Raw genomic sequence first — 13,732 nt, 5'->3', positions numbered from 1 at the left:
GCTCGCGCGCCGCGCCGCTCACGTCCGCCGAGGTTCCGAGATCTGCGCACCTGGCGTGCTCAGATGCGCTTCCGCGGAACCTCGGCGTCGACCCGGCGGCGTGTCGGGCGACGTCGCGCCGCGCGACCTCGTGCCGCGCAGCACGCTCCGATCAGCGCACGCGCACCCGCACCGTCGCCTCGGTGCCGGACTGCACGCCGGTGAACGTCACCGTCGTGGTGCCCCGCTCGGCTCGCCACCGGGTGGCAGCCGTGCCGTCCACGACGTCCACCGTGCCGAGGTCAGCACCTCCGACGCGCACCCGGACCTGGCGGTCTCCGGCGAACCGGCTGCCCGTCAGGGTGACCCGCTCACCGCGGTGCGGCGAACGATCGGACAGGTCGACCCGGGCACCACGGCTCAGCGCGGCGAGGTCGTCGTTCAACCGCAGCCCCTCCGAGACGGTGAAGAACGTGTCGGTCTGGTCGGTCAGGCCGACCACGTTCGCCGCCCCGGGACCGTAGGCCGCGATCCGGACCTGGGTTCCGGTGTGCTGCTGGGACGAGCCGGCACCTGCCGTGCCGTAGGAGACCTTCATCGTGGCACCGTCCGCGGTGCGCAGGGCGGTGGACAGCGAGGTCGGCGGCGTGCCGTCGACGATCTGGCTCGAGTGGGCGTGGTCCGCCGTCGCGATGACGAGGGTGTTGCCGTCCCGCTTCGCGAACGCGAGCGCGGACTGCACCGCTTCGTCGAAGTCGATCGTCTCACCGATCTGGCCGCAGGCGTCGGCCGCGTGGTCCTGCTTGTCGATGCTCGCGCCCTCGACCTGCAGGAAGAAGCCCTTGCCGTGCTTGCCGCGGTCGCGGTCCAGCAGGGCGATCGACTTGTCCGTCAGCGACTGCAGCGACAGGTCGGTCGACAACCGCGCCGGGTTCGCCTGGCAGGTCACCGGTGCCTGGTCGGCCCCGCCGACGGTGGCCGTCGTGGGTGCGTACCGGGTCGGGAAGTTGCCGGGCGTGAACAGCCCGAGCAGCGGCTTCGCCTGGTCGGCCCGGCGCACCCCGGTGAGACCGGCTGCGTCGGAGACGACCTGGTACCCACGGTCGGCTGCCTGGTCGAACAGCGTCTCCCCCTGCCACTGACCGGCCTTGGCGGTCTGCGAGAAGCTCGCCGAGCCGCCGCCGAGGGTGACGTCGGGGCGTGCGCCGAGCAGCTGCTCGCTGATCGAGCCGAGGCCACCGTTCTGCAGGGCGTCGGTGCCGCACGAGGCGGTGTCCGGTCCGTAGCAGGAGCGAGCGCCGACGTGCGCGACCTGGACGGCCGGGGTGGCGTCCTGGATCTCGGCGGTCGAGACGTTGCCGGTCCGGAGGCCGTTCGCCTTCGCGAGTTCCAGGAGCGTCTGCTGCGGCGCGCCGTCCAGGTCGACGGAGATGGCGCCGTCGTAGGTCTTGGTGCCGGTCGCCCAGGCGCTGCCCGAGGCCGCGGAGTCGGTGACGTAGTCCGGCTTGCCCTTGTCCGCACCGTCCTTGGTGAGCGAGTAGGTCGTGTACGAGCCCGTCAGCGGAAGCGCGTCGAGGCCCGGCAGCCGGCCCGCGGCGCCGTACTGGTAGTTGCGCGCGATGGTGATCTCGGAGTCGCCCATCCCGTCGCCGATGAGCAGGATGACGTTCTTCGCGCCGGCTCGCTCGATGGCCTGCTGGACCGACCGGGTCTGGTCGCCGGCTGCGCGCTGTGCGCCGCCGTGCTGATCGAGCGCGAGCTGCCCGACGGCCTCGGCGGTGCCGGGCAGTGCGATCGCGCCGGCGATCAGGACGGCGCCGAGTGTCAACGCCGCGCGGCCGCGGCGTCTCGGAGTGTGGTGTTCCATGTCGGTTCCCCTCGTCGTGTGCCCCGAACGGGTGCCATCCGAGGATGGCCTGTGCGGAGGTACAGGCGAGTGAACCGGCGGCGTCGGCCAGGTGAACGTGGTGCTCCCGCCGCGACCGCCGCGCCCGCCGCTCACGTCCCCCGAGGTTCCGAGATCTGCACATCTCGCGCGCCGGAACGTCGGTTCGTGGAACCTCGGCGTCGCGCCGGCGGCGTGTCGCCCAGCGTCGCCCAGTCGCGCACGGGGTCGACGCGGGTCGCGGTGGGCAGACGCGACGACAGACGGACGGGAGGCCCGGTGCCAGCTGGCACCGGGCCTCCCGTCAGGGGGTGGTCGCGACTCAGGCGGCGAGGTGCGCCTGCAGGAACCAACGGTCCTTCGTCAGACCGCGCTCGATCTCGATGACGACGTCCTGGCTGTTGAGGTCGACCTCGTCGAGACCCTCGACGGCGCGACGGACCTGCAGCAGGGCCCCGTCGATCTGGGCGATGACCTCGGTGATGGTGACGTCGGAGTTCTGGAAGCCCTGCGACAGCGGCGGCAGCGTCGTGTTGGCGGCGACGGTCGCGATGCGCGAGTCGACCGGCAGGCCGAGGGCGACGATGCGCTCCGCGGCGGTGTCGGCGTAGGCCTGGGCGTGCTCGACGATGTCGTCGAGGAGCTCGTGCACACCGACGAAGTTGCGGCCACGGACGTGCCAGTGCGCCTGCTTGCCGTTGACGACGAGTGCCTCGAGGTCGATCACGACGGGGGCGAGGAACTGTGCCACTCCGGCGGCGAGCTCCGGCGTCGTCGAGAACGGGGACGTGGTGGTCGTGGTGCTGGTGGTGGTCGTGGTCATGTCTGAACCTCCTGCGTCGTGGTTACACCGGATCGCTGGGCCTGTCCTGACCAGTTCGGTGCTGCCGATGGACACAACCATGCCCGCTTCTCTTGTATGCCGCAAGGAAGCGGAGGCTGCCCTTACCGTCAGCCGACGAGCGTGTCGAAGCCGGCGTCGCTCAGCTCGATCTGGACGGCGGAACGCGCGCGCTCGACCCAGGGGCTGTCGGTGCACCCGATCCAGACGCTCGTGCGCGGCTCGCAGTCGGCGACGCACCACTCGGCCGCCCAGCCGGTCAGGGCGTGCGCGAGGGCCTCGCCGTGGTCGGCGAAGACGAGCGGCGACACCGCCGAGGCGCGGGCGCTGCGGACCAGCCACGTCACGGTCACGCGGGGCGGTGCGGGCAGGATGCGGACCTGCTCGTCGAGGGCGACCTCGACGAAGACCTGTCCGTACGCGTTCTCCGGCAGGTCTTCGAGCTGACGGCGGATCTCCGGCAGGTCCTCGACGCCGCCGGCGATGAGGATGCGTTCGCTGGGCTGTCGCCGGGTCCGTGCCATGCTGCAACGGTAAGGCAAGCCTTACCTCATCACAAGGCCTGCTGGCCGGTTCCGGCGATCTCCACAGCCGGCACACCGAGTTCGTGCGCCAGGAACGTCCACATCCACGACAGCGCGACGGTGTGCGTGAGCCCCGGAACGCCCTGGGCGATCTGCGTCGCGACCCCGTCGCTGTAGGCCGCGAGCTTCAGGGCGACGGTGTCCGGGTCGATCGGTCCGGCGCCGCCCGGGAACGTGCCGGCGTCGGCCCCGCGGCGGATCACGCGGACCAGACAGGCCTCCCAGACGCGGATCCGTTCGGCGTACTCGGCGGCCACCTCGGGCCGACGGGCGACCGCGGTCCAGTAGTCGGACCAGATCCGCCAGTGCTGCCGGACCTGTTCGGTGTCGTCGAACAGGGGCGCCACGAGCATCCGCAGCGCCTCGACGGGGTCGGACTCGGCGTCGACGGCGATGACGATCGCTCCGTAGAAGCGCTCCGTCTCGAGCACGACGACCTCGTTGAGGATCTCCGCCACGCTGCCGAAGTGGTAGGTCACGGTGCCGACGGAGACCCCGGCCTCGGCGGCGATGTCGCGCAGCCCCGTCGCGCCGACACCGTTCCGGACGATCACGGCACGGGCGGCCGCGACGATCATCGCGCGCCGGACCTCGGGACGCTGCCGGACGCGCGGCGCCGCACCCGGTGCGGCGCCCTGTGCAGCCCCCGCCGCCGCTCCCGGTGCAGCCCCCGCCGTCCCGGTCACGCCGAGGTCCTCGGGACGTCGTCGACGAAGGTCTGCTCGGTGACCAGCACCTCGGGGACGTCCGCGCCCCCGTCACGGGCCCAGGCCCGCACGGTGTTCACGACGTGGAAGGCCTCGGCGTCGGCGGTGACCTCCGAGGACGTCTCGAGTCGTGCCGACCACTCCGGCTTCTCCAGGCCGATCGCCCAGCGCGACGACGCCACGGCCGAGCTCGGGTCGTCCGACCGGATGCGGTACGTCTCGCGGGCGTCCTCGCTGAAGACGAGCCCGTCGGGGTAGACCCGTCCGCCGCCGTACCCGGGGTCGACGTCGAGGGTCCACTCCCCCGTCTCGACGTCGTGCGTGACGGTGCGCTGGGGCAGCTGCTCGGTCGGTGCCACGCGCTCGATCGCGAGCGGCGTCGACCGCTCGGGTTCGTCGAACCGCACGTCGTCGGCGGTCTCGCGCGTCCAGACCGGCAGGCACACCTCGGACGCTGTCGGGTCGATCGTGACGGTGGCCTCGGTGCCGTGCGGCCAGACCCAGGGCCAGTACGACGACGACACCGCGATCCGCAGGCGGTGCCCGGCGGCGAACCGGTGACCGGTCGCGACGAGCTGCACCGGCAGGGACGCCGGTTCGCCGGGGACCAGCGGGTCCGCCCGGTCCATGCCGTCCCGCTTCGCCGCGTTGAGCACCCCGCGCGTCACGAGGGTCGACGAGCCGTCGGGCGCGACGTCGCACAACCGCACCGTCAGGGTGGCGCGGGGCTGGTCGCTCGTGACCGACAGGGTGACGAGTGCGTTGCCGAGCAGGTCGAACGCCCTGCCGACGGGCAGGTCGAAGCAGACGGAGCGGCCGTCCTCGGCACGCTGGTCGGGTGGCAGGTCGGTCGTGTTGCCGAACGGGAAGAACCGTCCGGCGTCGGCACCGGTGTGCTGCGGCGACCGGACGACCACCGGCCCGTCCTCGCCACCGCGCAGCGTCGCGAGGGGCAGCGCGCGCCGGTGCGTCGCCGCCGAGGGCCACGCCTCGGCGCCGACCCACCGGCCCCGTCGCGAGGCGTAGTACGTCGCCGGGGTCTCGCCCTCGTTGATCCAGGCGCGGAGTGCGGGGTCCTCCTCCACGCCGGTGTCGATCCCGCGCAGCCAGCGGTCCCACCAGCGCAGTGTCTCCTGCAGGAACCCGATCGACGGTCCGGGTGCAAGACCGCGGTCCGGGTACTGGTGCGACCACGGTCCGACGATGCCCTTGACCGGGGACTGCACGTTCGACACCAGTCGGAGCACGGCGTCGCGGTACGGGTCCGCCCAGCCGCCGACGGCGAGGACCGCTGCGCCGATGGTGCCGTAGTCCTCGGCGGCGCTGCCGTGCCGCCAGTAGTCGTCACGCTCCTGGTGCGCGAGCCACACCGGCGTCATCGGGCGGTTCGACTCCAGCCGCTCGCGCCACCGGTCGACCCAGTCCGTGCCGACGACCTCGGGCCGCGGTGGTCGCGAGTTGAACGCGAACATCGTCGCGCCCCATGCCGCCATGTCGATGCCGAGCACCGCTCCGCCGACGTAGTGCACGTCGTTGTCGTACCGGTCGTCGGTCGAGCACACCGTGACGATGGCCTTGAGGGCAGCGGGCGCGCGCGCTGCCAGCTGCAGGGCGTTGAACCCGCCCCACGAGATGCCGAACATGCCGACGGCGCCCGTCGACCACTCCTGCTCGGCGAGCCAGGCGATCACGGCCTCTCCGTCGCGGAGCTCCTGCTCGCTGTACTCGTCGTCGAAGAACCCGTCCGACGAGCCGCTGCCCCGGATGTCGACCCGGACCGAGGCGTACCCGTGCTGGGCGTACCAGGGGTGCCGCTCGGAGTCGCGCGGCGCGGTCCAGTCGTCGAGCCGGTACGGCAGGTACTCGAGCAGCACCGGTACCGGCCCGTCGGGCGACGCCGGTGACCAGATCCGGGTGTGCAGCCGGACGCCGTCGGGCATCGGGATCCACTCGTCGCGGACGGTCACGCCGTCCGGCAGCGAGTCCGGCAGCCCGATGGCGGTGAAGGTCGAAGCGTCGGCGTCCACCGAGCGATCGTCGCTCATGCGTCCTCCCAGTTGCGGGTGCGGTGGCCGTCGCCGTGGTCCGTCCAGCCCTCGGTGTGCCGCCAGCGCGGCACCCCGTCGCCGACGTCGGGCAGCTCGGTGCTGCCCGGTTCGGGCGTCGCGGCCAGCAGGGTCGACGTGTACGGGTGGTTCGGGCCGGTGAAGACCCGCTCGGTCGGTCCGATCTCGACGATCCGGCCGCCGGTCATCACGGCGACCCGGTCGGCCACGCCCCGGACGACGGCCAGGTCGTGGCTGATGAACAGGCAACTGAGCCCGCGCGAGCGCTGCAGGTCCGCGAGGAGCGCGAGGATCCCCGCCTGCACCTGCACGTCGAGCGCGGTGGTGATCTCGTCGGCGATGACCAGGCGCGGCTCGGCGGCGAGGGCCCGGGCGATGCCGACGCGCTGCCGCTGCCCGCCGGAGAGCTGTGCCGGCAGCCGCTCGGCGAACTCCGGGCCGAGGCCGACCTGGGTGAGCAGCTCGCCGACGCGCTGCCGCGAGGACGCCCCCGTGAACAGCTTGAGCGGTCGCCCGATCGCCGCGCCCACGGTGCGCCGCGGGTTGAGCGACGTGTCGGCGTTCTGGAACACGAGCTGCACCGCACGACGGAGGTCCGGGGACCGTCCGGCGATCGGCTCGCGCAGGTCGCCGCTCACGGTCCCGTCGTCGAACGCGAACGTGCCCGACTCGGCCGGCACCAGGCCGGCCAGGGCGGTCGCGAGCGTCGACTTGCCGCTTCCGGACTCCCCCACGACCGCGAGCGTCTCACGCGGCGCGATCGCGAAGGACACGCCGTCGACGGCGGCCGGCAGGCCGCGTCCGTAGCGGATCACCAGGTCCTCGGCGGTCACCACGGGACGGACGAGCGGTTCGGGAGGAACGGTTCGGCCGGCCATGGAGGCGACCGTCGACGAGACGGTCGCCGTCTCGGGCACGTGCCCCGACCCTCCCCCCATCGGCACGGCCGTCTCGCCGCTGGCGCGTCGATCCGGAACCGGCGACGTGGGCCCAGGCCGTCGCCCGTCCGGCACCGCGGCCAGCAGGGCGCGCGTGTACTCGTGCTGCGGGGCGGCGAAGAGCGCCGCCGTGGCGGCGTGCTCGACGATCTCGCCGTCGCGCATGACGGCGATCTCGTCCGCCATGGCCGAGACGACCCCGAGGTCGTGGCTGACGAGCAGGACGGCCATGCCGAGCTGCCGGCCGAGGTCCGCGATCAGGTCGAGGACGGCGGCCTGGGTGACGACGTCGAGCGCGGTCGTGGGCTCGTCGAGCACCAGGACGCGCGGGCGGGCGGCGACGGCCATCGCGATGGCGATGCGCTGCTGCTGCCCGCCGGAGAGCTGGTGCGGGTACCGGCGGACGATCGCGTCGGGGTCTGGCAGCCGGACCAACCGGACCAGCTCGGCGACGCGCTCGGGGCCGTCGGGTTCGCGGTGGGCGCGCAGGGCCTCGCGGATCTGCTCGCCGACGCGCATCGACGGGGTGAGCGCCTGGCCCGCGTTCTGCGCGACGACGGAGGCGACGCCGCCGCGGAGCTCGCGGCGGCCGGCCGGCGAGAGCGCGAACACGTCGTCGCCGCCGACGCGGACCGAGCCGCCGACGATCGTCGAGCCCGCGCGGAGGTGCGCGAGCAGGGTCCGGGCGACGGTGGACTTGCCGCTGCCGGACTCCCCGACGAGGCCGAGGGTGCGCCCGGCGGGGATCGCGAAGGACACGCCGCGCACCACGGGGACCAGGCGCTTGCCGGCCGCGTAGGAGATCGCGAGGTCGTCGACGCGGACGATGGGGTCCGTCGCGGTCGCCGGCGCGGCCGGTGCGGTGTCGGTGTGCGTCATGCGCTCACTCCCTTCGTGGCGCGGTCGACTCCGAGCGACTTGCTCAGGCCGTCGGCTGCGAGGTTGAGCCCGATCACCAGGGTGGCCAGGGCGACGATCGGTGCGAGCGTGCCGAGCGGCACCACGGTCAGCGCCGTTCGGTTCTCCTGCACCATCAGCCCCCAGTCCGGCGTCGGTGGGTTGGCGCCGAAGCCGAGGAAGGACAGCGACGCGACGAGCAGCACGATCCACGAGGCCCGCATGGCGTACTCGACGAGCACCACGTCGAGGACGTTCGGCAGGATCTCGCGGAACACGATCGACAGCGCGCGTTCACCCCGGGCCCGGGCGGCCGTCACGTAGTCCTGCGTGATGACGGTGCGGGCGGCACCGCGGACGACGCGGGTCACGGCGGGCGCGTAGACGACGGTGACGGCGAGGACGATGACCCAGAGCCCGGCGTCGAAGACGGTGACGACGACGAGCAGGGCGAGGATCGACGGCACGCTGAGCAGGGCGTCGACGACGCGCATGATGGTCTCGTCGAACCAGTTGTCCGCGTACGCCGTGATGCAGCCGAGCACCGTGCCGACCGCGACCGCGATCGTCGTGGCCAGGAACGTCACGAGCAGGGCGTACCGGCCGCCGTTGAGCGTCCGCGACAGCACGTCACGGCCGTACTGGTCGGTGCCGAGCCAGTGCGTCCAGGTCGGGCCGGCGAGGACGTCGCCGGCGTTCGTGGCCACCGGGTCGTACGCGGCGATGACCGGTGCGAGCAGGGCGAGCACGACGTGCAGGGCGATGAGGCCGAGGCCGATGCTCAGCGCCGTCGAGCCGCGCAGGGGCGCGAGGGCGCCGGCGAGGACGACGCGTCCGCGGCGGCGGGTGGCGGTGGCGGTCATGCGGCGGCCTTCCTGGTGCTGCGCGTCGTGCGGGTGCGCGTGCGCGGTCGCCGTTGGCGGGTCCGCAGCTTCGGGTCGAGGGCGAGCGCCACGAGGTCGGCGGCGAGGTTGCAGACGACGTAGATGACGGCGCTCAGGAGCGCGATCGCCTCGATCGTCGGCAGGTCGCGGTTGAAGACCGACTCGAGCATGAGCTTGCCCATGCCCGGGTAGTTGAAGACGTTCTCGACGACGACGACCCCGCCGAGCAGCCAGGCGACGTTGAGCGCGACGACGTTCAGCGTCGGCAGCAGCGCGCTCGGCACCGCGTGCTTCCAGACCACGCGACGCATCGTCAGGCCCTTGAGCTCCGCCGTGGTGACGAACTCGGACGCCATCACGTCGATGGTCGAGGAGCGGGCGGTGCGCACGATGTAGGCGGCCATCGCCAGGGTGAGCACGATGATCGGCAGCCAGATCGTCGGCAGGAGTTCGCCGACCGTGGCGTCGCTCCCCCGCAGCACGACGGCGGGGAAGACCGGCAGGCCGATCGCGAAGAGCAGCACGAGCACGGTCGCGACCATGAACTCGGGCACGCTCATCACGACGAGGCTGACGATCGAGATCACCTTGTCGGACGGGCGACCCCGACGGACCCCGGCGAGGACGCCGAGCGTCAGTGAGACCGTGACGCCGACGAGCATGGCGGGCACGGCGATGAGCATGCTGTTCCGGAAGGCGGTGAACAGCGTCGGCGCGACGGCCTCGCCGCTGACGAGCGAGGTGCCGAAGTCGCCGTGCACCGCGCCACCGAGCCACTGCAGGTAGCGGAGCCACACGTTCTGGTCGAGGCCGAGGGTCTCGCGGAGCTGCTTCACGGCGTCCGGGGTGGCGTTCTGGCCGAGGAGCTGCTGCGCGACGTCGCCGGGCAGTGCCTGCACGGCCAGGAACACGAAGAGCGACGCGAGCACGACCGTGAGCACGGCGATGCCGACCCGGCGGAGGACGGGGACGAGGACGTCCGACGGGGTGTTCTTGGTCGTCATCGGCGCAGTCCGATCCGGAGGTAGTCGAACTCGAAGCCGTACTCCGAGTAGTTCACAACGTCGCGGGACAGCCCCACGAGCCGGTCGCCGAACATCGGGGTCATGTCGGCCCCGTCCTCGACCACGAGCCGCTGGGCGTCCTGGTAGAGCGTCAGCCGCTTGGCGTCGTCCATCTCGGCGCGGGCGTCGTCGAGCAGCCCGTCGAAGGTCTCGTTCGACCACGCGCTCTCGTTGTAGGACGAGCCCGTGCGGAAGATCTGGTTGAGCAGCTGGTCGATCGGCCGACCGGTGAACCAGTAGCTCACCATGAGCGGCTTCTGCATCCAGATCTGCGTGTAGTACGAGTCCGAGCTCGCGTTGCGGACCGTCAGGCGGATGCCCGCGTCGGCGACGGCGTCGCGGTAGGCGACGGCCATCGGCGTGAAGACCGACTCGTAGCTCGACGTGTAGATCGAGGTCCGGAACCCCTCGTGACCAGCCTGCTTGAGCAGTGCCTTCGCCTTGTCCGGGTCGTACTCGCGGTGGTCGTCGACGAACGCGGCGAGCTGCGGCGGGACGGGGTTGTCCCACCCGGGCGAGCCGGTGCCCTGCAGGGCGGTGTCGACGATCTGCTGCGGGTCGTAGGCGAGCTTCATCGCCTGGCGGACCCGCGGGTCGCTGAACTCGTCGCTCGTGGCGAGCATCGGGATCGTGTACCACTGGGCGTTCTTCGACCGGGCGACGGTGGCGCGGTCGGACGCGGACACCACCCGAGCGGTCGCGAAGTCCAGGTTCGTCTGCGAGATCAGGTCGATCTGGCCGGCGAGCAGCGCGTTCACCCGGGCGGTGGTGTCCTGGATCGAGTAGAAGTCGATGCCGTCCAGCGCGGGCCGCCCGGCGAAGTGGTCCTCGAACGCCTCGACGCTGCCGGCACCGGCGGGGGTGAACGCGGTGAGCCGGAACGGACCCGTCCCGATCCCGGTGCGGCCGATGTCGGCGATCGCGGCCGCCGGCACGATGTAGCACTGGTACGCGGTGAGCAGCGACGGGAACTCGGCGTTCGGCTTGGTCAGCGAGAACCGCAGCGTGTACGGGTCGGTCGCACGCATCGAGTCGGCGTCCATCACCTCGCCGAGGACCCCGGCCTGCGGGCTGCCGGTCTTCTCGTCGAGGATGTGCCGGATGCTCGCGATGGCGTCGTCCGCGGTGAAGCGGCTGCCGTCGTGGAAGGTGACGCCACGGCGGAGCGAGAACGTCCACTCGGTGCCGTCGGCGTTCGCGGACCACTCCTCGGCGAGGTCGGGCACGGTGGTGCCCCGTTCGTCGAGCTTGACGAGTCGGTTGTAGAGCGCGCCGAGGTACTCGTACGCCGACAGGGAGCTGGCGGAGTCGAGGGTCTCGGCGGCCGAGGCGGCCGGGCGCGCGATGCGCAGGCGACCGCCGCGTCGGGCGACGCCGGTGGCCGCCGCCTCGGGGATGGTGGGCGTGCCGGCGTTCGCGCCGGAGCTGCACCCCGTCAGGGTGAGCAGGCCGAGGCCGGCCAGACCGGCGGCGCCGGTGAGGAGCGCTCGACGGCTCGGGCCGCGGGCGTTCCGGGGTTCGGGGACGATGGGCTGCATTCGGGGTGGCCCCTCCTGTAATCGTTCCGGTGAACGATAGAGGGAACCCGGCGATCCCCCAACTCCTGCTCCTCGTCCTCCGGAGTGTTTACGAACTCGTTACACGGGCGCCGCCGGCACGGAGCATGATCGGACCATCCCGTCCGAGGAGGATCATGGCGACGTTCACCAGGGGGTTCGGTGGCCGTCGGGCCGACCGCGACGACACCCGCATCCCACCCGGCCAGACCCTGGTGCGCGACTGGCCGGTCCTGTCAGCCGGTGCCACGCCCGACGTCGATCCGGCGTCGTGGACCTTCTCGATCCGCACCGAGAACGGTCTGCACACCTGGACGTGGGACGAGGTGCACGCGCTCGGCGTCGAGGACGTCACCGTCGACATCCACTGCGTCACCCACTGGACCAAGCTCGACATGCCCTGGCGGGGCGTCCCCCTCGACCGCCTGTTCGAGGACGTCGAGACGTCGCTCGACTACTGCATGGTGCACAGCACCGGCGGGTACACGACGAACGTGCCGCTCGACGAGCTGTTGGACGGCAAGGCGTGGATCGCGTTCGAGGCCGACGGTGAACCGCTCGAGCCCGAACACGGCGGTCCGGCACGCCTGCTGGTGCCGCACCTGTACTTCTGGAAGAGCGCGAAGTGGGTGAGCGGGATCGTCATGCAGGCGGACGACGAGCCGGGCTTCTGGGAGAACGCGGGCTACAACCTGCACGGCGACCCGTGGAAGGAAGAGCGGTACTGGTGACGGTTCCCGACACCGACGTGTCCACCGACGTGTCCACGGATCCGTCCACGGATCCGTCCACCGACCTGGAGGCCCGGATCGCGCCCGCCACGCGGCCCGCGCCCCGCAGACGGCCGGCCTGGCACCCCGCGACGGTCGCCTCGGTGGAGCGCGAGACCCCGAACGCACGTCGGGTCGTCCTGGACGTCCCGACGTGGCCGGGGAACGACCCGGGCCAGCACCTGGACCTGCGACTCACGGCCGAGGACGGCTACCAGGCATCCCGCTCGTACTCGATCGCCTCGGCGGGTGACCGGACCGACGTCGTGCTCGCCGTCGACCGCGTGGAGGGTGGCGAGGTGTCCCCGTTCCTGGTGGACGCGGTCGAGGTCGGCGACGCGCTCGAGGTGCACGGGCCGCTCGGCGGCTGGTTCGTGTGGCGCCCCGCCCCGTCCGCCCGTCCGGTGCAGCTGATCGCCGGCGGCTCGGGGATCGTGCCGCTCGTCGCCATGGTCACCGCGCACGCCGAGGCCGGGGACCCCGCACCGTTCCGGCTGCTCGTCGCCGTCCGGACCCCCGACGACGTCTTCTTCCGCGCCGAACTCGACCGGGCCGTCGCTTCCGACGCTCCGCTCGACGTGACCACCGTGTACAGCCGGACCGCTCCACCCGGGTCCGCTGTGCCCGCGGGACGGCTGACCCGCGATGCGCTCGCCGCCGCGGTCTTCCCACCCGACGCCGGGGCGCTCGTCTACGTGTGCGGCTCGACGCCCTTCGTCGAGCAGGTGCTCCGCTGGCTCGCCGACCTCGGGCACGACACCACCGACGTCCGTGCCGAACGGTTCGGGGGCAGCTGATGACGGTCGTCGACGGCAACGCCCTCGCGGGGGTCCTGTCCGAGGTGCTCGGTCCGGAGCCGACCGTGACGGTGCTCTGCTGCGCGGGGTGCGGGTCCCGCGGATCGGTCGCACGCACCGTCGTGTACTGCTCGGCGATGGGCTCCGTCGCCCGGTGCCGGACGTGTGACACCGTGCTCGTCACGGTGGTCGAGGCCGGATCCGCGCGCTGGATCAGCCTCCCCGGTACCCGTGCCGCGCTCGTCCTAATACCCGAGGACCTCGTCTGACGCAATCGCCGACCGCATGTCGTGCGGAGTCCTTGCGGTTTTCCGCATGCCCGAACTGGGGTCCAATCCGACCGTGACGATGCTCCGGATCACTCTTCGGGACATCGCTGGGCCACCCACCCGGCGTCTCCACTCGGGGCAGTGCGGCCTCTGCGTCCGGCGGGCGCGGGTACCCGAAGCCTGCGCCCCCGGATGCGCCCGCTCACGGCGCCCGGGAACGACAGAACCCCCGGTGCTGCTCTGTCGAGCAACCCCGGGGGTCCTGTTCCGTCCGAGCGGATGACGAGATTCGAACTCGCGACCCTCACCTTGGCAAGGTGATGCGCTACCACTGCGCCACATCCGCATTCGCACGCCGTCTGGGCCGTGCGGAGTCGACTGTACCCGATCGCGGGCCCACGGTCGTGTTCTGCGGCAGATCCGGGCGTGTCCGGTGTCGCGAGGCGCGGCCCGGCGCGGCCCGGCACGGTCATCAGGCACGGTCATCAGGCACCG

Annotated in this window: 12 protein-coding genes and 1 tRNA gene; 3 read left to right on the top strand and 10 right to left on the bottom strand. The window is 72.2% G+C overall.

Annotated elements, in window-relative coordinates; all coding sequences use genetic code 11:
• Positions 1 to 151 precede the first annotated feature (151 nt).
• From phoA to ITJ60_RS09275, 9 genes are all read right to left on the bottom strand, one after another.
• Positions 152 to 1,846, bottom strand: a complete 1,695-nt coding sequence (gene phoA / locus ITJ60_RS09315; protein ID WP_194647742.1) for an alkaline phosphatase — start codon at positions 1,844 to 1,846, stop codon at positions 152 to 154.
• Positions 1,847 to 2,186: 340 nt separating this feature from the next.
• A complete protein-coding gene (locus ITJ60_RS09310; RefSeq protein WP_194647741.1) occupies positions 2,187 to 2,687 on the bottom strand; it encodes a Dps family protein in 501 nt (166 codons plus the stop codon).
• 128 nt (positions 2,688 to 2,815) lie between these two features.
• On the bottom strand, positions 2,816 to 3,229 hold the full coding sequence (locus ITJ60_RS09305; RefSeq protein WP_194647740.1) for an SIP domain-containing protein: 414 nt from the start codon (positions 3,227 to 3,229) through the stop codon (positions 2,816 to 2,818).
• A gap of 29 nt (positions 3,230 to 3,258) precedes the next feature.
• Positions 3,259 to 3,975, bottom strand: a complete 717-nt coding sequence (locus ITJ60_RS09300) for a TetR/AcrR family transcriptional regulator (protein ID WP_323749138.1) — start codon at positions 3,973 to 3,975, stop codon at positions 3,259 to 3,261.
• Complete coding sequence (locus tag ITJ60_RS09295) at positions 3,972 to 6,041, bottom strand: CocE/NonD family hydrolase (protein ID WP_194647739.1); 2,070 nt, start codon at positions 6,039 to 6,041, stop codon at positions 3,972 to 3,974. The genes ITJ60_RS09300 and ITJ60_RS09295 overlap by 4 nt, the downstream gene beginning before the upstream one ends.
• Positions 6,038 to 7,879, bottom strand: coding sequence for a dipeptide ABC transporter ATP-binding protein (locus ITJ60_RS09290; RefSeq protein ID WP_194647738.1), 1,842 nt, complete (start codon positions 7,877 to 7,879; stop codon positions 6,038 to 6,040). Before ITJ60_RS09290 ends, ITJ60_RS09295 begins: the two co-directional genes overlap by 4 nt.
• Positions 7,876 to 8,760: an ABC transporter permease gene (locus ITJ60_RS09285; protein ID WP_194647737.1), complete on the bottom strand. Its 885-nt coding sequence runs from the start codon at positions 8,758 to 8,760 to the stop codon at positions 7,876 to 7,878. The genes ITJ60_RS09290 and ITJ60_RS09285 overlap by 4 nt, the downstream gene beginning before the upstream one ends.
• The gene (locus tag ITJ60_RS09280; protein WP_131880041.1) at positions 8,757 to 9,785 is read right to left on the bottom strand and encodes an ABC transporter permease; all 1,029 of its coding nucleotides are present in this window, start codon (positions 9,783 to 9,785) and stop codon (positions 8,757 to 8,759) included. Before ITJ60_RS09280 ends, ITJ60_RS09285 begins: the two co-directional genes overlap by 4 nt.
• A complete protein-coding gene (locus ITJ60_RS09275; RefSeq protein WP_194647736.1) occupies positions 9,782 to 11,383 on the bottom strand; it encodes an ABC transporter substrate-binding protein in 1,602 nt (533 codons plus the stop codon). The genes ITJ60_RS09280 and ITJ60_RS09275 overlap by 4 nt, the downstream gene beginning before the upstream one ends.
• 155 nt (positions 11,384 to 11,538) lie before the next feature.
• Here ITJ60_RS09275 and ITJ60_RS09270 point away from each other — a divergent pair, with 155 nt between their 5' ends.
• Genes ITJ60_RS09270 through ITJ60_RS09260 form a run of 3 tightly spaced genes read left to right on the top strand, consistent with a single transcriptional unit; the run spans position 11,539 to position 13,237 of the window.
• Positions 11,539 to 12,132, top strand: a complete 594-nt coding sequence (locus ITJ60_RS09270) for a molybdopterin-dependent oxidoreductase (protein ID WP_123339596.1) — start codon at positions 11,539 to 11,541, stop codon at positions 12,130 to 12,132.
• Entirely contained in the window at positions 12,129 to 12,968 is an 840-nt protein-coding gene (locus ITJ60_RS09265) for a ferredoxin reductase (RefSeq protein WP_323749137.1), read from the top strand. Before ITJ60_RS09270 ends, ITJ60_RS09265 begins: the two co-directional genes overlap by 4 nt.
• Complete coding sequence (locus tag ITJ60_RS09260; protein WP_194647735.1) at positions 12,968 to 13,237, top strand: DUF6510 family protein; 270 nt, start codon at positions 12,968 to 12,970, stop codon at positions 13,235 to 13,237. Before ITJ60_RS09265 ends, ITJ60_RS09260 begins: the two co-directional genes overlap by 1 nt.
• Before the next feature lie 274 nt (positions 13,238 to 13,511).
• Here ITJ60_RS09260 and ITJ60_RS09255 read toward each other — a convergent pair.
• Positions 13,512 to 13,583 (bottom strand) — tRNA-Gly (locus tag ITJ60_RS09255).
• Between the last annotated feature and the right edge of the window lie 149 nt (positions 13,584 to 13,732).

This window comes from Curtobacterium sp. VKM Ac-2884 (genome assembly GCF_015350945.1).
In the GTDB taxonomy this organism is placed as follows: domain Bacteria; phylum Actinomycetota; class Actinomycetes; order Actinomycetales; family Microbacteriaceae; genus Curtobacterium.
This window is presented reverse-complemented; position numbering and strand designations above follow the sequence as displayed.